Origin of the sequence: Haloarcula marismortui ATCC 43049, assembly GCF_000011085.1 — an archaeon.
Classification (GTDB): Archaea; Halobacteriota; Halobacteria; order Halobacteriales; family Haloarculaceae; genus Haloarcula; species Haloarcula marismortui.
In genome coordinates this window covers 377,443-398,900 of record NC_006395.1, presented here as the reverse complement: position 1 = coordinate 398,900, position 21,458 = coordinate 377,443, and the positions used below count along the sequence as shown (strand labels likewise).

At 60.4% G+C, this 21,458-nt stretch carries 17 protein-coding genes; 8 read left to right on the top strand and 9 right to left on the bottom strand.

Going from position 1 to position 21,458, the window contains the following annotated elements:
• Positions 1–273 precede the first annotated feature (273 nt).
• From RR_RS03980 to RR_RS03965, 4 genes are all read left to right on the top strand, one after another.
• A complete protein-coding gene (locus RR_RS03980; protein ID WP_049938644.1) occupies positions 274–792 on the top strand; it encodes a hypothetical protein in 519 nt (172 codons plus the stop codon).
• Positions 789–2,099 (top strand): hypothetical protein, encoded by a 1,311-nt coding sequence (locus RR_RS03975; protein ID WP_011222758.1) that lies wholly within the window; start codon positions 789–791, stop codon positions 2,097–2,099. The genes RR_RS03980 and RR_RS03975 overlap by 4 nt, the downstream gene beginning before the upstream one ends.
• Positions 2,100–2,314: 215 nt before the next feature.
• Positions 2,315–2,947 carry a GTP cyclohydrolase I gene (gene folE, locus RR_RS03970; protein ID WP_004965919.1) on the top strand — a complete coding sequence of 211 codons (633 nt, stop codon included), beginning with the start codon at positions 2,315–2,317 and terminating at the stop codon, positions 2,945–2,947.
• A gap of 303 nt (positions 2,948–3,250) precedes the next feature.
• On the top strand, positions 3,251–3,844 hold the full coding sequence (locus RR_RS03965) for a cyclodeaminase/cyclohydrolase family protein (protein ID WP_011222757.1): 594 nt from the start codon (positions 3,251–3,253) through the stop codon (positions 3,842–3,844).
• An 84-nt stretch (positions 3,845–3,928) separates the two neighbouring features.
• Here the strand turns inward: RR_RS03965 and RR_RS03960 are convergent, their stop codons facing one another.
• A complete protein-coding gene (locus RR_RS03960; RefSeq protein WP_049938641.1) occupies positions 3,929–5,674 on the bottom strand; it encodes a formate--tetrahydrofolate ligase in 1,746 nt (581 codons plus the stop codon).
• Between the two features lie 316 nt (positions 5,675–5,990).
• On the opposite strand from RR_RS03960, the gene folP reads away from it, so the two are divergent.
• Both folP and RR_RS03950 read left to right on the top strand, forming a co-directional pair.
• Positions 5,991–8,390: a dihydropteroate synthase gene (gene folP, locus RR_RS03955; protein WP_011222755.1), complete on the top strand. Its 2,400-nt coding sequence runs from the start codon at positions 5,991–5,993 to the stop codon at positions 8,388–8,390.
• Between the two features lie 25 nt (positions 8,391–8,415).
• On the top strand, positions 8,416–8,649 hold the full coding sequence (locus RR_RS03950) for a hypothetical protein (protein ID WP_007190526.1): 234 nt from the start codon (positions 8,416–8,418) through the stop codon (positions 8,647–8,649).
• A gap of 111 nt (positions 8,650–8,760) precedes the next feature.
• Here the strand turns inward: RR_RS03950 and RR_RS03945 are convergent, their stop codons facing one another.
• Entirely contained in the window at positions 8,761–9,192 is a 432-nt protein-coding gene (locus RR_RS03945; RefSeq protein WP_229380491.1) for a hypothetical protein, read from the bottom strand.
• 105 nt (positions 9,193–9,297) lie between these two features.
• Here RR_RS03945 and RR_RS03940 point away from each other — a divergent pair, with 105 nt between their 5' ends.
• Entirely contained in the window at positions 9,298–9,906 is a 609-nt protein-coding gene (locus RR_RS03940; RefSeq protein WP_049938614.1) for a hypothetical protein, read from the top strand.
• Positions 9,907–9,985: 79 nt separating this feature from the next.
• On the opposite strand, the gene RR_RS03935 is transcribed toward RR_RS03940, so the two are convergent.
• Entirely contained in the window at positions 9,986–11,746 is a 1,761-nt protein-coding gene (locus RR_RS03935) for a BCCT family transporter (protein WP_004965932.1), read from the bottom strand.
• A 415-nt stretch (positions 11,747–12,161) separates the two neighbouring features.
• On the opposite strand from RR_RS03935, the gene RR_RS22250 reads away from it, so the two are divergent.
• Entirely contained in the window at positions 12,162–12,326 is a 165-nt protein-coding gene (locus RR_RS22250; RefSeq protein WP_011222753.1) for a hypothetical protein, read from the top strand.
• 2 nt (positions 12,327–12,328) lie between these two features.
• Here RR_RS22250 and RR_RS03930 read toward each other — a convergent pair whose 3' ends face one another.
• The 6 genes from RR_RS03930 to RR_RS03905 form a co-directional block, all read right to left on the bottom strand.
• Positions 12,329–12,772 (bottom strand): universal stress protein, encoded by a 444-nt coding sequence (locus RR_RS03930; protein ID WP_004965936.1) that lies wholly within the window; start codon positions 12,770–12,772, stop codon positions 12,329–12,331.
• Between the two features lie 91 nt (positions 12,773–12,863).
• Positions 12,864–14,126, bottom strand: a complete 1,263-nt coding sequence (gene ilvA / locus RR_RS03925; protein ID WP_004965938.1) for a threonine ammonia-lyase — start codon at positions 14,124–14,126, stop codon at positions 12,864–12,866.
• A 56-nt stretch (positions 14,127–14,182) separates the two neighbouring features.
• The gene (locus RR_RS03920) at positions 14,183–16,735 is read right to left on the bottom strand and encodes a GcvT family protein (RefSeq protein WP_011222752.1); all 2,553 of its coding nucleotides are present in this window, start codon (positions 16,733–16,735) and stop codon (positions 14,183–14,185) included.
• A 302-nt stretch (positions 16,736–17,037) separates the two neighbouring features.
• Positions 17,038–17,409 carry a hypothetical protein gene (locus RR_RS03915; protein ID WP_011222751.1) on the bottom strand — a complete coding sequence of 124 codons (372 nt, stop codon included), beginning with the start codon at positions 17,407–17,409 and terminating at the stop codon, positions 17,038–17,040.
• A 5-nt stretch (positions 17,410–17,414) separates the two neighbouring features.
• Positions 17,415–18,554, bottom strand: coding sequence for an aromatic ring-hydroxylating oxygenase subunit alpha (locus RR_RS03910; RefSeq protein WP_011222750.1), 1,140 nt, complete (start codon positions 18,552–18,554; stop codon positions 17,415–17,417).
• Between the two features lie 145 nt (positions 18,555–18,699).
• Positions 18,700–21,273, bottom strand: a complete 2,574-nt coding sequence (locus tag RR_RS03905; RefSeq protein ID WP_011222749.1) for a GcvT family protein — start codon at positions 21,271–21,273, stop codon at positions 18,700–18,702.
• Positions 21,274–21,458 lie beyond the last annotated feature (185 nt).

Genomic DNA, 21,458 nt, shown 5'->3' with positions numbered 1-21,458 from the left:
AAATTTGTAGCTGAACCTTCCTCTGAATGGTCTGCTGTGATCTGAACAACCACGAGAATTTTATACATGAAATTACAAGCGAAACATTACACGATGGTCCCCTCCACCCGACGCACCCTCCTCCACAGCGTCTGCGGGCTAGCGACAGTTCTGGCCGGCTGCAGCGGGGTTTTCGAGAGCAGCGGCGAATCAACACGCACCACTTCCAAAAACAACGATTCGAGTGCCCCCGGAACTGGATCGGTATCTGACCCGGATACAGTTGTCACACGTGTGGACGCCGACCGTCGGCCAGTCTGGCTCGATGATGGAGACGGTCGGCCGACCGAAAGCCCACACACCCGTCGACTGGAGTCCGAGGTTATCGACACGACATCCAAGGCCGACCGGGTCACCGCTGCTGAAGACGTGGACCGGTCGCTAATCAAGACCTTCCTCGACGAGACTGACTTCGACACGGAAACAGTCTACGTCCAGACTGTGATGATCGAGGAGTGCTTTCGACTAACGCTCTGTCAGATCCGGTGGACAGCGGATAACATCACGACCGACTACGGTCGGGTGAGTCGACCCTACGACGAACCCTGCACAGCAGACAAGGAGGTGTACGCGGTCTGGCTCATTCGGATTCCCGATACGGTCAACGCAGACGACATCTCCAGTTATTCCTCCTCCATTGGAGGCAACAGCTGCGAAAGACAGCGAGTCGGTGCAGAGGGGGAAAGTGGAGACGGAAGCGAGGCAGCACCGAGTAGTGACCGACGCACCCAGATCGGTGGTGAGCAGGCATGACAGATGAGGCGTCTGAGACTGGCGGGAAATCCCCTCGGCTGACCCGGCGGGGTGTGCTCGCCTTAGCTGGGACCAGCGCCATCGCTGGCTGTAGCAGTATCGACAGTCTGGGTGGAGGAAGTAAGGCAACTATTAATACTTACAATTTGCCCGACATCTCGCGCGACGAAGAACGAGAGTCTCCTGTCCCCCCTTCGGTCCCGGTTACTATCACATCTGGCCATTTCGACGCCACACGGGAGCGGGTTCGCTCGCTTCTGGCGACGCTTCCCACGCCACTCGGCCCGGAAGAGATCCCGAACGGTCACATTCGCAAACATCTGACTGACGCCGCAAGCGATGCAACACAGGGTCTCGGTGATGCACGGACGGCCCGAACCGGCTTGATGGCGCTCCGGTCGTTGCGGCGCGCTCGTGAGAACGCCCGCTATGCCGCTGCGGGGTGGGGCGTCGTCGACCGTGGCCTCACCGCCGCTCCACTCCGGGATGAGTACAACCGGACCGTGTCTGGGGCACGCGAAACCCGGCAGGAGCACGAATACGTCGGGGCAGATCCGGTGCGTGCGGCGCTGGTTCACGCCCGAATTGAAGCGGGACTGGAGCGGGCCACTGACACGGATGTCAGGCCACGGGAGGAGTCAGCGCTGCTGTCTGTCGCCGAATGGGGCGAGACAGCCGAGGCGGCCCAAGTGTATCTTAGTGATGCTCGCCACATCCGGGCGCAGTTCACTGCCTCGCTTCCACCCGATGCGGGGTCAGTCAGGCAACCACTGACCGCCGCAGCAAAAGCATTGCTGGCAGACATCCGCGACCAGCAGTCGACCCTGGCGCCGGAACCGAACACGGACGACCGCACCCCTGGGTGGATGGTTTTCGACGAACTCTGTCGGGAAGCCCAGAGCGGTATCAGCCGTCTTGCGTATGCTATCGGGCCCGCGAGCGCTGTTGTCGATGCGAACAGTCAGCTCGCTCGCCTCCGAGCGCTCGACCGCATTCAGACGCGGCGGGAGGCAGAGGAACTCGCTCGGCCATCGGATGCGAAAACGGTTCGAGACATCAGACAGACCGCGTACGATGCACTCACTGCGGCCCTTGAATCGAGCTCACGGTCAGCACTGGCCCGGACGGTTCTCGTCGACGCCGGCCACAAGGTGATGGCCGCTGACCGTGAATTGACCCATCATCAGGGAGAGATTGCGGCGTCCACTCTCGATAGAAGCGTTGCGGACTACTGGTATGCGACAGCACTCGCCCGTTCAGCGTCAGCAGCCACCCAACAGACCGTACAGGCGCTGGAAGGCGATTGAAACAGCGGTTCGAAAACAATATTGCGGCTGACTCGCCGGTCAAAAGAACCGTGTTGACTGCCGTGCAAAAGGACTTATTGAACGTTGTTGCAATACATGAAATTCATAGCTGGTGATACGTTGTGGTACGAAATCACAATGTTACCACTGTTATTCCAGTACTGAACTACTGGGGAACAGAGGCTTTGTACGTTGAGCCCTCCTGTTTGTTTGTAATGGATTCCCGGGAACAGGAGCCTGCACAACAGCACGATACTGCAACCCAACCGACAGACGGCTTTGACGAAGAGAAGGCACGACGTGGTGCTCGTCTCCTGCTTGAAGCCGCTGGCCGTGACCCCGATTCGGCAGGACTATCGGATACGTGGAGTCGGCGTGTCCCGGACATGTTCGAGACGCTAACAGAAGGCGCTCGGTCCGAGTCGAAACCGATAATGCGTACCTTCGACGCGGAAACCGATGGTCTCATCGTCAAAACCGGAATTCCGCTTCACAGTATGTGCGAACATCATATGCTCCCTTTCCGGGGCGTTGCCCATGTGGCGTACAGACCCGGGGATCAGATGGTGGGGCTGTCAAAGCTCATTCGATACGTCCGGTGGCAGTCACGCCAGCTAACGACACAGGAGACACTCACGCGGGATATCGCAGCCGGCCTAGCCGACGAACTCGACGCTCACGGAGTCGTCGTTGAACTGACTGCAACGCACATGTGCGAAGTCATGCGAGGCATCGAGACGGAGACTAAAACGACGACCAGAGAGCACGTCGGAACCATCAACGAAGCGGACCGCACGCAGTTCAGGGAGTCGGTTCGACGACACACCGGCGGTCCCAACGGCCGTTGAGTGCTAGCGGAGGGTCAAAACTCATCGTATTAGACTAGTGACTGTCTGAGTGTGCTGCCTGTTCCGTATAGCACCAGACGTGAGGGTGTGCCCATCGCGGGCCAAGAGACACAACCGGGACTGACCGCGGGACTGTCAGGGTCCCGATAAAGTAGCCACCACAGCCGGGTCTGAGAACGAAAGGTCGTGGAGATAGCTGACATCGAGATTCCGCGGACACCGACGGGGAAACAATTAGGTGACACGTCGGGATAGCTGCAGTATGGACAGACAACCGCTACCTGCAACTACTGTGCCCGCCAGATGACGTTCGCGGACCAGCCAATCGGCGAGTTTCTCGACGCGGTTGCGTCGGAGCAGGTGACCCCGAGCGGCGGTGCGGTCGCACCTGTCGGCGGTGCGATGGGCGCGGCGCTCTGTGAGATGGTCTGCATTCACACCGTCGACACAGACGGGTCCGAGACAGCGGTCGATGAGCTCATCGATGTTGGCGGAGCTCTAGCTGACCAGCGGGAACGGCTGCTCGACCTTGCTGACGAGGATGCAGCAGCGGTCGATGCGGTCGGGGCCGCATTCGAGTCTGGGGACGCCGATCGGATTCAGGCGGCCTCGAAACGCTCAACCGAGGTGCCACTGGAGACGGCCGAGGTCTGTCTCGACGTGGTCAAGCAGGCCCGTACGGTGACTGCGAAGGGGGCGCCGGTCGCCGTCCCGGACGCAACTGTTGGGGCGCTGCTTGCCGCGGCAGCACTGCAGGCGTCCGTCTCAACTGTCCAGGCTAATCTCGACATGCTAGACGACGAATCAGTCGTGGCAGCGATGAAGCAGCAGGCAGGCAAGGTAGCGGCCGCCGGCGAAGCGGCGCTTGACGAAGCGGTCGCAAACGCGGAGCGGTGAGCGCCGTCCATTCGTTGACGGCTGAATGGCGTCCACTCAACGTCGAGACGACGAAACGCGAAACCTGGAACGCAGGACCGGGTTTCAGAACAGTCCCGAAATGTTGCCGTCCCCGTCGATATCCATGTCGGCCGCGGCCGGACGGGCCGGTAGGCCGGGCATCGTGAGCGCGTCGGCCGTAAGTGCGACGAGGAAGCCCGCGCCAGCGGATGGGTACACTTCGCTGATTTCGAGTTCCCAGCCCTCCGGCGCACCCTTCTGGCTCGCGTCGTCGCTCAGCGAGTGGAAGGTCTTGGACATGACGACCGGGTAGTCGTCGAAGTCGAGGTCGTTCATCTGCTCGATGTCGTCAAGCGCGCCACCGGTGTATTTCACGTCGTCAGCACCGTAGATCTCGGTCGCAACAGTGTGGATTTTCTCCTTGATGCTGTCATCGTCGTCGTACAGCATCCGGAAGTCCTCCTCGTTGCTCTCCTCGGTCGCCTCGATGACGTTCTCGGCGAGGTCGACGCCGCCCTCGCTGCCGTCGGAGAACACGTTCGACTCAGCCGCTCTGACGCCGAGGTCCTCGCGGCAGTGGTCCAGCACGGCCTGAACCTCCTCGTCAGTATCGTCCGGGAAGCGGTTGACGGAGACGACGACCGGGACGCCGAACTTCTGGAGATTCCGCGCGTGCTTATCGAGGTTTGAGAAGCCCGCTTCGACGGCTTCGACGCCGGCCTCGCCGATCTCGTCGTAGTCGACGGGCCACTGGTTGAGTCCGTGATACTTGAGCGCACGAACCGACGCTACGAGTACGACGGCGTTTGGCGTCATGTCGCCCTTGCGACAGACCACGTCCATGAACTTCTCGGCCCCGAGGTCGGAGCCGAAGCCGGCCTCAGTGACGAGGTAGTCGCCCATGCCGAATGCTGTCTTATCGGCGACCAGCGAGTTCGTCCCGTGAGCGATGTTCGCGAACGGTCCGCCGTGGACCAGTGCCGGCGTCCCCTCGATAGTCTGGACGACGTTCGGTTTGATCGCATCCCGGAGAAGCATGGTTGCTGGGCCGGTCGCCTCGATGTCCTCGACGGTCACCGGGTCGCCGTCTTCGTCGTAGGCGACGATGATTCGACTGACGCGCTCTTTCAGGTCCCCGATATCGCTGGCCAGACAGAGGACCGCCATCAACTCGGAGGCCGCCGTCAAAATGAAGCTATCCTCTCGCGGGGTCCCGCCGGTCTTCCCGCCGAGGCCGACGACCGTCTCACGGAGTGCGCGGTCGTTCATGTCGATAGCCCGCGGCCAGGAGACGTTGTTGATATCAATATTCAGGTCGTCGCCCTGTGATATCTTCGCATCGAGCATCGCGGCGATAAGGTTGTGTGCTGAGGTGAGTGCGTGGAGGTCGCCGGTGAAGTGGAGGTTAATGTCCTCCATCGGGAGGACCTGCGACCGGCCGCCACCCGCTGCGCCGCCCTTGACCCCGAACACCGGGCCAAGCGACGGTTCTCGGATCGCGATCATCGCCTCCTCGCCGACGTGATTGAGCGTTTGCCCAAGACCGACGGTGGTTACCGTCTTCCCTTCGCCTTTCGGCGTCGGCGTCATCCCGGTTACCAGCACGAGGTTCTGCTCCCTGTTTTCGGCCTGTTCGCGGAGACGCTCGATGGCGTGTTGTTTGACTTTCGCGGTGTATTCGCCGAAGTACTGGAGGTCATCGAGGCCGAGTCCCCACGGTTCGACCAGTTCCCAGATCGGCTCCATGTCGGTCGACTGGGCGATGTCGTAGTCCGTCGGAATCGGCTCCTGTGTTTCTTCGGTCGCGGATTGCTCATCCTGTGAAGACATCTCGACTAGCATTTCCCTGCACCGTCGTAATAATGTTAGTGAAGCTGACACTACCGGGATAGGATGTGTTCGAGATACCGTTGCAGACCCCGAAAGCCACATCATGTATCTCGGCTTACGAGAGTAGTTCTCAGACCCAAGAGCAGGCCGGACAGTAGCGGTCGCGAAGTCGAGATTTGGGAGCATACTTGACCGGTGCCTCAGGCCCAGTATCGGGCGTTTGCACCGATTCAGCCCGAATTGTCATCGGTTCGCACTATCGAAACAGGTCCTCTCTGGGGATAAATTAATCAGGCTGCCGCCGCCCAATTGTGCTATGGAGTACCACGAGTCGGCGGACTACCTGCAGTCGCTACAGCGTCGTCGGCCCAAGTTGGGGACCGATACGACGGCGCGGATGCTCTCACATCTCGGTGACCCGGACGGCAGTTTCGACAGCGTACAGATCGCCGGGTCAAACGGAAAGGGAAGCACCGCCCGGATGACCGAGAGTGTGCTTAGAGCCGCCGGGCTAGATGTCGGCCTATTTACCTCGCCAGGGTTGAACGGCTTTCGGGAGCAAATCACGGTCAACGGCGGTCGGGTACCGAAAGCGCGGGTGACGGAGTTTGTTGAACAGATAGAGCCCTGTATCAACCAACTGGCTGCCGAGGACGACAAGCCGACACATTTCGAGGTACTCACTGCGCTGGCGCTCTATCACTTCGATGTTGAAGACGTCGACGTGGCAGTCTTGGAAGTCGGTATCGGCGGCCGATACGACGCAACAAGCGCGGTCGATCCCGTCGCAAGCGCTGTCACTAGCATCAGTTTAGAGCACACCGACCTGCTCGGCGACACAATTGAGGAGATCGCTCGCGACAAAGGGCAGGTCGCCCCAAGCGACGCCCCGCTCGTGACGGGAACGGCCGGCGCTGCCCTTGATGCAATCCAAGAGATTACCGACACTATCACTGTCGGTAGTGAGGCGGCCGATGTGACCGCCACGGAGAACGGCATGCGCTCGGCTGTCGAGAACCGTATCTCACTCACGGGCTCTAACTGGGCCCTCGAATCGAACCTCAAGCTGCTTGGCCAGCATCAGGCGGAGAACGCCGGCGTTGCTGCGACGCTGGCCCGACAACTCATCGACGTGGACACGGAAACCATCTCCGAGGGACTGCGGGCCGCGACGCTGCCGGGCCGGTTCGAAGTCCGGTCGACCGACCCGATGGTGGTCCTCGACGGCTCTCACAACCCAGGTGCGATGGAGACGCTGACGACACTCATCGGGCGGTATGAGTACGACGACCTCCACGTGGTCTTCGCCGCAATGCAGGACAAGGAGTACGAGCAAATGATTGCGACGCTTCCGGCTGTCGAGACGGCCTTCGCGACGCGACCAGCAGTCGACCGAGCCGCGAGCACCGAATCGCTCGCTGCCGCGTTTGAGGGGCAGGCAGCACAGATACAGCAGGTTGAGTCCGTCCCCGAAGCTACCGAACGAGCAATAGCTACGGCCGGCGAAGACGACTTCGTGCTCGTGGCGGGGTCGCTCTACGCGGTGGCTGAAGCTCGGGACCGCTGGAGTCGGCTGGTCGTTCCCAAGGAGAACCTCCAGCAGGCGTCCACGGGAGAGACTGCTGGAGTCGAAAACGAGCCACAACTCCACCAGCAGATGCTCTCGGTCACATTGCGGCGCGACCAAGCGGGAGTCGTCAAACAAGAGTTCGAAGACTGCGGCGGGACCTGTACCTGTTCGACTGTCGGGATGCCGGAGAAACTTGTCGACACGACGCTTTCGGGGACGCCGCGACAATTTCAACAGCTCACCGACCGGCTGGCTTCAGCGGGGTTGGGGCTCGGTTGCCTCGCCATACAATTCGAAGAGATGCTGTCTGAGCGGTCGTTCCCGCCGCCGTTTGACGGTGAAGAGGCGGCTGTGATGGGTATTCTCAACGTCACGCCAGATAGTTTCTACGACGGTGGCGAGTACAACCGTCGAGACCTTGCTATCAGTCATGCGGAACAGATGATCGAATCCGGGGCCGATATCGTCGATATCGGCGGCGAGAGCACGCGTCCTGGGGCAGAGCCGGTGTCTATTGAAACGGAAATTGATCGCGTAGTACCGGTCATAGAGGCCGTTTCGTCGCTTGACACGACTGTTTCCGTAGATACCCGAAAGGCTGCCGTCGCTGACGCGGCGCTGGACGCCGGTGCCGACATCGTCAATGACGTGTCGGGACTGTCGGACCCCGAGATGCGGTTCGTGGTTGCCGACCACGACGCGTCCGTTATCCTGATGCATAGCCTGTCTGCGCCAGTGGACCCAGGTCGGACGGTGACCTATGACGATGTCGTCGATGACGTGCTTCGAGACCTCACGGAGCAGATACTGCTCGCCGAGCAGGCCGGTATCGACCGTGAACAGATTATCATAGACCCCGGCTGCGGGTTCGGGAAAAACGCCGCCGAATCGTTCGAACTTGTCGACCGGCTCCACGAGTTTCAGGCGCTCGGCTGTCCGGTGTTGGTCGGGCACTCCCGGAAGTCGATGTTTGCCGAGATGAGCGACGCAGAAGCGGACAGGCTGCCGCCGACGCTGGCAACGACAGCGCTTGCCGCTGAACGCGGGGCTGACGCCGTTAGGGTCCACGATGTCTCCGAGAACAACGCCGTGCTCAAGACCGTTTCAGCGACGGCGGCTCGGCCATCCCAGCTTCGACAACAGTGATACCTGTGCAACCCCAAGAACGTGTATGGTACAGTTTCCGGTTCAACTCGGCTCGGGTCTGCTCGAGTCCGTCGGGCAGGTGGCAGCAGTCGCTGGAACCGTCGTCCTTCTGTTGATACTCGTCGGTCTGGGTGCCTTCGCGTACAAGAGCGTCGTCGGAGACGGCATCCGCTGGCCTGATGAGCAGGAAGAGATGGACAGTGACAATGACGACGGTGTCGTGCAGGGAAGCCGTGAGGACGACTGGAAGTACTACTGAAGGCGAATCCAACTCGCGTGTGAACGGACAGGGCTCCACTCTTGATCCTGTAGCCGTTTCGAAGCACCATACAGTCGGCCACACGACGGCACTCCGGTTGGTGTGTATTGTCTAATCGGTACTGTGGTCGTAGGAGTGTTCAAACTCCCAGTGGTACCGACAGTCCGTACAGGTCGCCCACTCGGGAATGTCGAACCGCTCGGGATGTCGTTTACCGTGTTCCATCCGGCTTCGACAGACCGGGCACGTGAAATATAGGAGGGTCATGTCAGCGAATTCGTCGTGGCCATATTCACCGACACACCGTGGACAGTCGATGCTGTCACGCGCGTTGTGCTGGAAGATTTCCGACTCGCATCGTGGACACTCAACTGTCGCTGGCGGCCGTCTCGCCCACCCGATGTCACCGTCGTATGTCGTTGTTGCCGTGTCCATGCTCGACAGCCTGAACTTGTTCGGCCCGTCATTACGCTGGAGCGGCGCAACGACCCGCTTGCCAACCCAGACAAGCTTCGAGAGCAGAACTGCGGGCCATTTAGACACTGTGACATGGTATGTATTCTGACCGCTTAAATCTCCGGGCGGGCCGGCGCTAACCCAGTGCTGTGCGGTCGGTAGGTTTTCACGGCGACCCACGGTATGTGGAGTATGAGTTTTGACGCAGCTGCCAGCGTCGCGCCGAGCCTCCCGAGGCTGGCGGCAACCATTTGGAACCCCGTTGTGGGACAGCTCGCGCCCGGCGTTAGCACTGAACTGTCCAGACCGCTCCGCGGGCTCGGCTCGTTCGTTCTCGTGCTCGTGGCTGGCGCACTGGTACTCCGCCTGCGGCAGAGCTACGTCGACGAGTCGGTCAACGCGATTTTAGACAGCCCGGCGACGGCTGTCCTTTACGGCATCGCTGGATACATGATCGTCGGTATTGTCGGCCTCTACGGGGCAACGACGCTGGCCCGCCTCAGTGTCGCTGGCGGGGTGTTCGTCCGCATCGCGATTCTTGTCAGTAGCGCGTTCGTCCTGGTCCTCACAAGCTTCGGATTTCTCGTCGTCGGCACGCTCGTCACTGATACTCTGTCCAATCGACAACCGGTGTTGGGCCTGCTCATCGGCGCATCACTCAGTGCTGTTCTCTGGGTCCTGTTTTCACCTGCTGGCAGTATCGTGTCTAGCCTTGCCATCGCCGCGTTCGGAATCGGCGGTGCTGCCCGGCTCTGGATACATTCTGAACGGACGGTCGAAACAGAACTGGGTGGTCGGTAGTGTGAGCAGTTCCGACCACTGTTAGCGATAGCGCCCAGATCTGACCGGGCGAGACGGAAAACGCCAAAACGCGAGCGCTTCAGTCAGTGCTAGTTGCCGTGTCGTCTCCCGGGTCTGAGATATCCGTCACCATCTCGTCGCCAGCGGTCACGACATCTACGTCATCCCGTTCAGAGAGATCCTGAATTGTCTCTGCGAACTCTTCGGATTCGAGTATCTGGTACTCGTTATCGAGCCCCAGATACACCGTGTAACACATCAGACACAGGATGAGCGCGAACGGGAGCCCCGTGGTGATTGCGGCCGTCTGGAGCGCCGTCAGCCCGCCCCCGATGAGCAGGATCGACGCGACAAGCCCCTCAGTGAGGGCCCAGAAGATCCGCTGTGTCCGTGGCACGTCGTGTTTCCCGCCCGAGGTCAGGTGGTCGATGACCAGAGACCCCGAGTCCGACGACGTGACGAAGAACGTGATGACCAGCAGGGTCGCCAACAGGCCGCTAATCACGCCAAGCGGGAACTGCTCCAGCAGGGCAAACATCGCAACGGTCTGGCCGACTTCGTTGTAGGTCGCTAGCGCCTGTCCGTTCCCCATCAGTGAGTTGAACATCGCGCTGCCGCCGAACACCGACAGCCAGAGCGTCGAGAACATCGACGGAAGGAACAGGACGCCGAGAACGAACTCCCGGACGGACCGTCCCTTCGAAATGCGTGCGATGAACATCCCGACGAACGGCGACCATGCGATCCACCAGCCCCAGTAGAACACTGTCCATGCGGTGGGGGTCCCGTTCGCCGCTTCGTTGAGCGTCCCGGTAAAGAACCCGAGCGCGAGGATGTTCCCGAAGTACGCGCCAAGCCCTTCGGTCCACGTCCCGAAGATGTACACTGTCGGGCCCACGATGACGAGGAACCCGAGCAGTGCGAACATCAGGTACAGATTGAGCGTGCTCAGCCGCTTGACACCGCCATCAAGCCCCGCCGCGACCGAGAGGGTCGCGATGAGCGTAATCCCAGCGATGAGGGCGACTTGCGGCCAGGTTCCTGTCGGGATATTTACCGCGCCGAGCATATCACCGCCCACGTAGGAGAGTCCCGTATTGACCTGCGCAACACCGAGTCCCAGCGAGGTTGACAGTCCGAACAGCGTCGCGAACACCGTTACGAGGTCGATGATGTGGCCCGGCCAGCCGTAAATCCGCTCGCCAAGCAGGGGCCAGAATATCGACCGGAACGTAAGTGGAAGCCCGCGGTTAAACGAGAAGAACGCGAGACCGAGTCCCACGAGGCCATACACCGCCCACGGGTGAAAGCCCCAGTGGAAGAACGTCTGTGCCATCGCGGCGGACGCTGCCGCACCGGTTCCAGCTTCGGCCCCAAAGAAACTCGGCGGGTTCTGGAAGTAATACAGCGGTTCTGAGACGCTGAAGAACATGAGGCCAATACCCATGCCGGCGCTGAACAACATCGCCATCCAAGAGAAATCACTGAACTCTTTTTCGGCTTCAACGCCGCCGATTCTGATATTGCCGTACTTGCTGAAGGCGAAGTACAGCAAAGTAATGATGAACACGTTCACCGCAAGCAGGTAGAACCAGCCGAAGGTGTCACCGATGGTGTTGAACAGCCACGTGTACGCGGAGGCTGCTGTGTCGCCCAGCAGTATCGTTATGGCGATAAATAACGCAATGATCGCCAGCGCCACCGGGAAGACCACCGGGTGGATATCGAATCCAGCCGCCTGGATGTTCGTGTCACCGGGCTCGCGGTCGGACTCCGGGTGGAACAGTTCTACCTGGAGCCCGTCCGACATTCCGCCGGTTTGGTCGTCACTATCTGCCATACGTTACCCCTCTCGAACGCGGTAGTGATCTGTGGTGTCTCATTGTCGTCGTTTCGGTCTCGCTCTGTCATGGTCCGTTGCTACCGTCATGCCAGCGACATCCCGGCGTCGGGCGTCTGCAGCATTCGCATCCTGTTTATCTCACTGTACTCGCTTGTGCGGGCACGGCGTGCCCGCGGAGCTATTGTCGACGTGTTTTATGTGCTACACAGTCTCATACATATGCACTGATGCAACTCTAATAAAACTTCACCTTAGACAGCAGTATATCATGGACTGAGGCGCTATACTGCGGTGGTTCGGCAGACACGTACTCAATCTAGTACATTGAGGTTTGCTGGCCGTCGGTGAGTCGTTCGATCATCTCGCGTTCCAGTGGGCGCGTATTTATTTCGGAATCCCACCTACCACCAGTATGGGACGACTTCTGGCAACGGGGGCAGCTGCGGTGGCAGCACTGCTGATGGGCGTCGGCCTCATCGGGATGACAGTTGGGGACTTTCGGCTTGCAGGATTCAGTTTCCTCAGCGCCAGTCTGGTGATCTACATACGCGAGACGCGATTGATAGACGCGCAGTAGAGTTAAATATCGTTGACACTCATCCGCTGGCTGATGACTGGGATGCTCGACGTTCGGACCACCTTGTCCGTCGTTCCGCCGAGCAGGTTCCCGAGTTTTCCGCGGAACGCTGAGCCCAGAACAATCGCGTCCATGCCTTCGCCTTCAGCAAACTCGACGATCTCTTCGCTGGGCGCGCCGGTTTTGAAGTGCGTCTCGTAGTCAACACCGTGTTCTTCGGCGACAGTCCCGAGATTTGCCAGCACCTCCTCCCCGTAGTCTCGGTACTCCTCGCGCATCTCCTCCTCGTCATCTCTGAGCGCAAGCGCACGGGGCGTGCCCGGCAGATCGATTACGTACAATGCATGGACTGTGGCGTCGAGTGCAGCGGCGAGTTCGATGCCGTGTTCTGCCCCTTTCCGGGCCTCATCGCTACCGTCATACGGGACGAGTATGTGGTCGTACATGGTACCTGACTCATGTGTACTTCCATCACACACCTGTTATAGGTTTCCCCGCTCACGGCGTCGGTCCATCAGTCTGAGCGCCGGTTCCGGCTCACAGTGCGCCACTTTTGGCCTCCCGTGCAACGTTATCGACGGGATAGCCCGCATCACGTATCGCCGTGATAATACTCTGTGCGTGCTCGGCACCACTCGTTTCGACGTTGAATACGAGATACGCCTCCCCGATTTCGAGATTCTCGACGGACCGTTCGTGCCGAACGTCGTGGATGTTGGCTCCCTGTCTGGCGATGACGCCAGATATCTCCTCCATCACACCCGGCTGGTCATCGATCCGAACCCGGAGCTGGAGGAGCTGCTGGCGCTCCGTGAGTGCATGAATGAGAACTTCTCGCATCTGTGTCATATCGAGGTTCCCGCCACAGAGCAGCGGCATCACCGTTTCACCCGACACGTCGAGGCTGTCACTCAGTATGGCAGCCACGGAGGCGGCCCCGGCACCTTCCACGACCTGTTTGGCTCGTTCCATCAACAGGAGAATCGCCTGTGCGATATCGGTGTCCGAAACCGTCACGACTTCGTCGACGTTCGCCTCGATGATGTCGAGCGTCGTCTCCGAGATACCGCCCGTAGCGATACCGTCGGCGATGGTGTCGACTTCATCAAGCACGACCGGAATCCCTTTGTCGAGGCTTTCATGCACCGTCTCAGCGCCGGTCGCCTGCACACCGATGACGCGCGTCTCGGGCGAGAGGTGCTTGATTGCGGTCGAGACACCGCTGATAAGTCCGCCGCCGCCAATGGGGACGATGACTGTGTCGACATCGGGGCAGTCGTGGTACATTTCCGTTCCGAGGGTCCCCTGTCCAGCAATGATGTCCAGATCGTCATAGGCGTGAACGAACTCGGCGTCGGTCTCCTCGACGACAGCTTTGGCGTGGGACATCGTCTCCTGAAAGTCGTTGCCGACCAGTTCGACGCTTCCGCCGTAGGCCCTCGTGGCGTCGATCTTGGCCTGTGGCGCGTTCTCCGGCATGAAAATCGTTGACTCTGCCCCACATTTCGTCGCGGCGAGAGCGACACCCTGGGCGTGGTTCCCGGCGCTGGCGGCGACGAAGGACTCCACGTCATCGGCAACGTCCTGCGAGATCTTGTTGTACGCGCCTCTGGTTTTGAACGACCCTGTCCACTGGAGGTGCTCCATCTTCAGGTACACCTCGGCGTCGACGAACCCACCAAGGGACGAGCTCCGTTCGACTGGCGTCTTCTTTACAACTGTGTCGTCGTCCAGACGTTCGCGGGCTCGTTCGATGTCTGCGTATGTGACGGGTAGCGTGTCCGATTCGGTATGTGTCATATGTTGATATCGTCTCGGGCCTGCTGTCAAAGTTGTTGGGGCATCGCGGTGTCCTGTTATTTGATGATCCGGTCTCGGGTCGGATCGAACAGCGGCTCGTCGCGTACGGTCGCGTCGTATGTCTCGCCCTCACACTGTATCTGAACCGACGTGCCGGCTTCGGCGTGTTCGGTCGGAACGTATGTGTATGCAATCGACTCGTCGATGCTGTAGCCGTAGTTTCCGGCTTGCACGTAGCCGATTGCGTCGCCGTCTTTTGTCACTGGCCGCCCACTCAGCATGATATCTGTCGAGTCATCGAGCGTGAGTGGCGTGATTTTGCTCTCAATACCCTTCTCACGCGCGGTTTCGAGGGCCTCCTTGCCGATAAACTCCGTATCCATGTCGACGGCGAAGGGCAGACCGGCTTCGAAGGGATTCGAGTCCGTGTCGATGTCCGTCCCCCAGAGACGGTAGCCTTTCTCTAATCGCATGGAACTGAGCGCGCCGCCACCCATCGGTCGGACACCGAGGTCCTCGCCGGCGTCTTGCAGCGTCTCCCAGAGGCGCTGGCCGTACTCCGTCGGCGCCCACAGCTCCCACCCAAGCTCGCCGACGTAGGAGACCCGTAATGCGATGACCGGCACGTCGCCGACGTACATCTGCTTGGCGCTGAAATAGGGGAAGCCGTTGTTGGTCACATCCGCGTCGGTGCATCGCTGGAGAAGGAGCCGCGCGTTCGGCCCCCAGAGGCCGATTGTGGATTTTGCACCTTCCTCAACATGGACCGACACGGTTGCGGGAGCCTCGTCTTCGAGGTGACCGCCGTGGATGCCGGGTGAGTTCCCGCCGCCGGTCGTCACCATGAACTCCTCGTCGTCGAGTTTGACGACAGTGATATCGGCGAGGATGCCGCCGCCCTCGTTCAACAGCAGCGAGTAGCGGACCTGTCCGGTATCGAGGTCCATATCGTTGCTACAGACCTGCTGGAGGAACGCCTGGCTCCCTTCCCCTTCGACCATGATGGAGCTGAAAGTCGTCATGTCGAACATCGATACCTTCTCGCGGGTGTGGAGATGCTCCGCGGCCTCGATTTTCGAGCGATTGATTCCCTGCCAGCCGTCCTGGTCGGGAATCCGGTCCTCGTAGGTCTCGACTAAGTTGGCGTTTGACTCGTACCACTGTGGCGTCTCCCAGCCGCCGCTCTGGTAGAACTCCGCCCCGAGTTCCTTCTGCTGATGATAGAACGGGCTGGTCCGGAGTGTACGGTGGTCATCAGGCTGCCACCGGGGCTCGACAATGCTGTAGACCTGCTCGTAGCGCTTGGCCCCGCGGTCAACGAAGTAGTCCTTCTCGCCCGCGTGGGGTTCGAACCGTCGGACGTGGATGCCGCCGGTGTCGACCGGCCCGGACGGCAGGCGCGGAACGCCGTTCTCCATCCACTCAGCGAGGATGCGGCCGTAACCCCCGGAGTGGGTCCACCAGATAGCCAGCCCTGTCCAGAGACCGTCAACCTGTGCCGTCTCCCCGACGGCCGGCATCCCGTCGGGCGTGAAGACGAAGATGCCGTTTTCGGTGGCCTCGTACTCGACGTCCTGTGTCGCCGGCAGTAGTTCGTCGAAGGCCTGTTTCGCGGACTTGTCCCGGCCACGGTGGGTTGGCGTCTCCCAGTGTTCTTTCGTGAACCCTCTAACCGATGCCTGGTGTTCCTCGGAGTTCTTGCCCATCGCCTCAGGGTCAACCGAGAGCGTCTCGTGGTTGTACGACCCCATCCCGAGCGCGTCACCGTGAGTCCGGAAGTACAGCGAGTGGTCCTGATCGCGACCGACGGGCTGGTGTGGCCCTTCGCTCATGTACTCCGCGATAGAGCGGTCCCCCGGAACCTCCAGCCCCGTCGTGTTGTCGCCGACAGAGGACTCGACGCCGGCGAGTTCATCCATCGGCTCGGTGACCACGTACTGATGTTCAACCGGGGCAATCGGAAGGTCGAGCCCAGCCAGCTGGCCGGTCTGGTAGCCCCAGTTGTTCGTCGCAATAACGGCTCGCTCGCAGTCGATGCGGCCCTGTGCGGTCTCGACAGCGTTGATTTCGCCCCCCGAAACATCCAGATCGGTGACCTCAGTGTTCCCGTAGAACGACGCCGTGGAGTGTTCCATGTACCACTGGAGCGCGCCGATGCCGTCGACGCGTCCGTCAGTCGGCGAGTAGTAGCCACCGAGAATTTCGTCCTTGTCAACCAACGGAAGGTGTTCGGTGACCTCCGCAGGCGAGAGCAATTGTGGTTCCGGCAGCCCGTAAGAAGTCGCCCACTCGACACGCCGACGGAGGAAGTCCATGCGCTCCTCGCTGCGGGCCACTTCGATGCCGCCGACCTCGTCGTAGACGCCGGCGTCCGAAAGGAGCCGACTGGTGTAGTGGGCCGTCTTCGTCTGTATCTTCGACGGCGAGGTCTGGAACATTATTCCAGGGGCGTGGACCGATGAACCGCCGGTGACCGGGAGCGGTCCCTGGTCGATGACGACAACGTCCTCCGCGCCGAGTTCCGTCAGGTGATACGCGACACTACACCCGACGGCCCCGGCACCGATAACAACAGTATCCGCCCGAGACGGGGGAGTCTCTGTGCTCATGTATCTCGTTTGGGACTGTTTCTGTCACAATGTTAAATACACCGGTGGCGACAATCGCAGTTTGGCTTATTCCTGTCTTTTAGCCATTCTACCTGCGTAATAATCGGCATCTGTAGTTTGGGTCCAGACCACGGCAGGGGTAAACGACGCCGAACCACAGCATACTCCGTCGCTGACAATATCTGGTCTCCCGGCAGCTGCAACAGTCGCTGGCGGTCGCTTGGTCGCAGATATCGCGCGATAGCAGGATTACACAGCGGCTCTAGCCTGCAAAGGTGACTGTTTCGGTGATGGACGGCTCGTCAGACCGGGCGGAGATGGTCAGACCGGGGCTCCCAGAGCGACCCGTCCATGCGTACGTCGTGTACGTCGGCCAGCGTGTCCTTGACTGTCTGTCCCTGTTTGCTCATCGCCGCGGCGAGGATACCCAGCGGGACACCGCTCTGGAAGTAGTCGTCCAGTTCACGGAGGACGTGGACGACGCCGCCCGAGGTGGGGGCCTGTGAGACAGCGCGGTGCTCCGCGGTGACCCACTCGATGTCTGTGTCCATAAGCTGCTGCCGGCGGCGGTAGAAGTTAACGACCTCGTTAGCTGTGGTGGTTGCTACCCTGGCATCGGTCCTGACACACTGCGCGACGAACGGGGCATCGGCCCGCTGGCTCTGTCGTGTCATTGAGGTCAGGCCTCGTAGGCTTCCTGAGCGAGCCGATGCAGTCGGTGGACGGTGTGCTCGTTCGGTCCCAGTTGTGCCTGCGCGAGCGCGCCCGACTTGAGCCCCTCGTACTGGCGCTCGACGAGTTCGAAGTCCTCCTCCTGGAGTTGCCGGCTCGTCTGGACGAACTCCTGTTCGGCGTCAGTCATCTCCTCGTCGCTGAAGTAGTAGTCGGCGATGAGTTGGAAGCGACCTTCATCAATCGGGTCGATGATGTACGTGCCGTATCCGTCCGCCGTCCCATACATATTGACGGTAAAGTTCGGCCAGAAGTAGTAGAACTTGGCCTCGTGTTCGTCGTGAATCCGCATTTCGTCCTCAACATCTTCGTCGTGGGTGTAATGCAGAATCCAGTGATAGTCGTTGACTTCGAGTTCCGACTCCGCCAACTCGATGTCAGTTATCCAATCCTGATGGTTCGCGTGGCAGTGGTCACACTCGGAGTAATTGCCAGCGAATGTCTTCCAGTTGCACTCGACCTCGGAGACGTACCGCGCAGCGTGTTCGTACTCACCAAGCGGCATGGCCTCGAGTTCTGATTTCAGCGTTCCCGCTTGCTCGGCCAGCGGCATTGGGTCCTGGGCGAAGTTGAGGAAGACGAACGGCCCGATTCGGTCGGTTTCGACTTCGCTGAGGCTGTTCTCACTGGCGTCCATGCCACAGACCTCATCGTCGCTCAGGTCCGGATTGAGCCCTGCTTCTTCGAAGCTCTGTGGCGTGCTCTCGAGGTCACCGTCGAGGTCGTACGACCACATGTGGTACGGACAGCGGATTCGCCCCATGTTTTCAGGGTCGGTCATGGGCGTGTCCTCGACCATCTTCGAGCCCCGGTGGGCACAGACGTTGAAGAACGCCCGTATCTCGTCGTCGTGGCCACGGACGATGATGACTTGCCTGTCGCCAATGGTCCGGGTAAAATACGCACCCGGCTCGGTAATCGCGTTCGCATGCCCGGCGTACACCCAGTAGCGACCGAATATCTTCTCCTTCTCCAGTTCGTGTATCTCCGAGCTCGTAAAGTATTTAGCCGGAAGTGCGTTCGTTTCGTCGGTTATATCGGAGCTAACTGCTGTGACATCGTCATTTGACTGGTTCCACCTCGTCATACGTGTGGTTTTGGCCTCGTATACCACATCACCATTGACCACAGATAGTACACCCGTTTAAGCGGGCCTGGAAAGTTCTGACTCCTTTCGAGGACACGCGACGCCCTCAGACCGCATCTGTTGAAAAAGTAGCTACCGGTACCACTCAGGAGACCAGCGGTTCCTCGCGGACGGTTGCATCGTACCGCTCGCCCTCGTAGAGGATTTCGACGCTGGTCCCGGGTTCGGCGTACTCGGGTGGCAGATACGTGTAGGCCACGCAGGCGCCTTCGGTGTAGCCGTACTCGGCGCTGTGGAGATAGCCGATGGTCTCGTCGCCGTCGAGGACCGGTTTGTTGTCGAGGACAACAGCGTCCTCGTCATCGAGGGTCAGACAGGCTACCTTGTGGTCGATGTTGTCGCCGTCGGCGGCCGCCGCGACCGCCTCCTTGCCGATGAAGTCGGTTTCGAGGTCGACGGCCCAGCCGAGGCCGGCCTCGTAGGGATTGTGCTCCGTATGGAGGTCCTTCCCCCAGAGTCGGAACCCTTTCTCGATTCGCAGCGAATTCAGCGCGCCGTTGCCGTACGGGCGAATGCCGTACTCCTCGCCGGCCTCCATGATGTGCTCCCAGAGGCGTTCGCCGTACTCCGAGGGCGTGTAGAACTCCCACCCGAGTTCACCCGCGTACGAGACGCGGAGTGCGGTCACAGGGATGTTCTTCACGAAGAACTGCTGGCTCGTGAAGAACGGGAAGGCGTCGTCGGAGAGGTCAACGTCGGTGACCTTCGAGAGGACTTTCCGAGCGTTCGGCCCAGTACAGACCATCGCCGCGAGACTGGAGGTCACGTCGTTGACGACCACGTCGTCGGGGGACTGCTCGCGCACCCACGCAACGTGGTTGTTCCCGACTTCACGACCGGTGGTCAGCAGGAGGTAGCGGTCTTCGTCGGTTCGCGTGACCGTGATGTCCGCCCGGACCCCACCGCCTTCGTTGCACATCAGCGTGTATTTCACGTCGCCCACGTCGATGTCCATGTCGTTCGTACAGAGGTACTGGACGAACTCCCCGGCGTCGCTCCCGATGACCTCCATCTTGTTGAAAGAGGTCATGTCGTGGAGACCGACGTTGTTGCGAACGTTCAGCGCCTCAGCACCTTCGATTGGTGACCAGTACTTCGCTTCCCAGCCTTCGCGGTCGGGAATCCGGTCGCCGTACTCCGCAAGCAGGTCGGCATTGGAATCGAACCAGTGTGGTTCCTCCCAGCCGGCCTCGGCCCACAGTTCAGCGTCGTACTTCTTGTGGGTGTGGTACATCGGGGTTCGGCGGATGTCCCGCTGTGTCTCGGTCCAGACCCACTTGGGGTGCATGATGTTGTAGACGATGCGGTACTCCTCGCCGCCGATATCCCGGGCGAAGTCCCAGCTCCCCTCGTGCTCGTCAAAGCGGTTCACGTCACAATGGGCGAGGTCGATTGGGCCGGAGAGGAGCCGCGGGACGCCGTGTTCCATCCACTCGGCAAGCGCCTTGCCGGCACCCCCGGCGTGCGTGACCCAGATAGCCGCCGCCGTCCAGAGGCCGTCGTACTCCTGTACGGGACCCATCACGGGGAGTCCGTTCGGGGACTCCGCGAACATCCCGTTGTACTTGTGTTCGAGCTCCTTGCCGGCCGTCGCGGGGAGCAGTTCGTCGCTGGCCTGACGAGGCGCCTTGTCCGGCCGGTCCGGATGGGTCGCGTTGTTCATGTGATAGTCCGTGAACTCGTGGACCGACCCCTGCTCGCCGTCAGGGTCGTTCCCACCGAGGTCCTGCGGGTCGGGCACGATGGGGTCGTGATTGTACGAGCCGATACCGTAGGAATCCCCGTGGTTCCGGTAGTACATCGCGTTGTCTTGGTCACGGAGAATCGGCCGATCCGGACCGACAAGAAGCCGCTTTGCTTTCTCGCCGGAGACGTTCTCGTAGTTCTCGAACAGCGGGTGGTCGGTGATATCGACCGCGCTATCGGCCAGTTCATCGAGGGACTCCGTCATCGTGTACTGGTGTTCGACCGGCGTTACCGGCAGGTGCACATCAAGTTTCTCGCCGAGCTGGCGGGCCCAGATATTGGTCGCCACCACCACCTCGTTGCACTCGATACTGCCGTTCTCCGTGATGACAGCTTGTACCGAACCGTTCTCGGTCTCGACATCCTCGGTGCGCGTGTGTGGAACGAACTTCGCGCCCCTCTCCATCGCTTCTCTGGCAAGCGCGTCGCAGGCGACGACGCCGGAGACCTGCCCGTCTGTTGGGGAGTAGTAGCCGCCCTTGATCTGGTCGGCGTCGACCAGCGGGAGGTGCTCGGTGACCTCTTCGGGTGAGAGTAACTGCGGGTCCTCGATGCCCCAGGCCTTGGCGTATTCGACGCGGCGCTGGAGGAAGTCCATACGCTCCTCGCTGCGTGCGACTTCGATGCCACCTGTTTCGTTGTAGGCTTGGTGCCCGTCGGCCCCTTCGAGGTCCGAGTACAGCCGACGGCTGTAGTCCGCAAACTGGCTGAGAACCTTCGGTTCCGCGGTCTGAAACATGATTCCGGGGGCGTGCGTCGACGATCCACCCGTGGTCGGCATCGGCCCCTGATCGACTACGACAACGTCCTCGCGGCCGAGCTCTGTCAGCTGGTAGGCGATGTTGCAGCCGACGATTCCAGCACCGACAATGACGGTATCGGCCTGAGTCGGCAGGCTATCGGTAGGCTCCATAACTCTGGGTAAAACGTGCTATGGCGTGGCAATATAGTTACCGCCTGACCCGCCGCTTTTGCAAATTGACATTGAATCATCACGTAGTGTTTCAGAATAACAGGAGTACCATTGTTAATAAATTTGGGTCCCCTATGGTGGTTGTCAATTCTGTTCGAAGCCGTCTAATTGCTCTCAACTGCCCT

Excerpts from the sequence above, each read along its gene's own strand:
- RR_RS03975 (WP_011222758.1), top strand. The coding sequence starts at position 789 with ATGACAGATGAGGCGTCTGAGACTGGCGGGAAATCCCCTCGGCTGACC.
- folE (WP_004965919.1), top strand. The coding sequence starts at position 2,315 with ATGGATTCCCGGGAACAGGAGCCTGCACAACAGCACGATACTGCAACC.
- RR_RS03965 (WP_011222757.1), top strand. The coding sequence starts at position 3,251 with ATGACGTTCGCGGACCAGCCAATCGGCGAGTTTCTCGACGCGGTTGCG.
- RR_RS03960 (WP_049938641.1), bottom strand. The coding sequence starts at position 5,674 with ATGTCTTCACAGGATGAGCAATCCGCGACCGAAGAAACACAGGAGCCG.
- folP (WP_011222755.1), top strand. The coding sequence starts at position 5,991 with ATGGAGTACCACGAGTCGGCGGACTACCTGCAGTCGCTACAGCGTCGT.
- RR_RS03950 (WP_007190526.1), top strand. The coding sequence starts at position 8,416 with ATGGTACAGTTTCCGGTTCAACTCGGCTCGGGTCTGCTCGAGTCCGTC.
- RR_RS03940 (WP_049938614.1), top strand. The coding sequence starts at position 9,298 with ATGAGTTTTGACGCAGCTGCCAGCGTCGCGCCGAGCCTCCCGAGGCTG.
- RR_RS03935 (WP_004965932.1), bottom strand. The coding sequence starts at position 11,746 with ATGGCAGATAGTGACGACCAAACCGGCGGAATGTCGGACGGGCTCCAG.
- RR_RS22250 (WP_011222753.1), top strand. The coding sequence starts at position 12,162 with ATGGGACGACTTCTGGCAACGGGGGCAGCTGCGGTGGCAGCACTGCTG.
- RR_RS03930 (WP_004965936.1), bottom strand. The coding sequence starts at position 12,772 with ATGTACGACCACATACTCGTCCCGTATGACGGTAGCGATGAGGCCCGG.
- ilvA (WP_004965938.1), bottom strand. The coding sequence starts at position 14,126 with ATGACACATACCGAATCGGACACGCTACCCGTCACATACGCAGACATC.
- RR_RS03920 (WP_011222752.1), bottom strand. The coding sequence starts at position 16,735 with ATGAGCACAGAGACTCCCCCGTCTCGGGCGGATACTGTTGTTATCGGT.
- RR_RS03915 (WP_011222751.1), bottom strand. The coding sequence starts at position 17,409 with ATGACACGACAGAGCCAGCGGGCCGATGCCCCGTTCGTCGCGCAGTGT.
- RR_RS03910 (WP_011222750.1), bottom strand. The coding sequence starts at position 18,554 with ATGACGAGGTGGAACCAGTCAAATGACGATGTCACAGCAGTTAGCTCC.
- RR_RS03905 (WP_011222749.1), bottom strand. The coding sequence starts at position 21,273 with ATGGAGCCTACCGATAGCCTGCCGACTCAGGCCGATACCGTCATTGTC.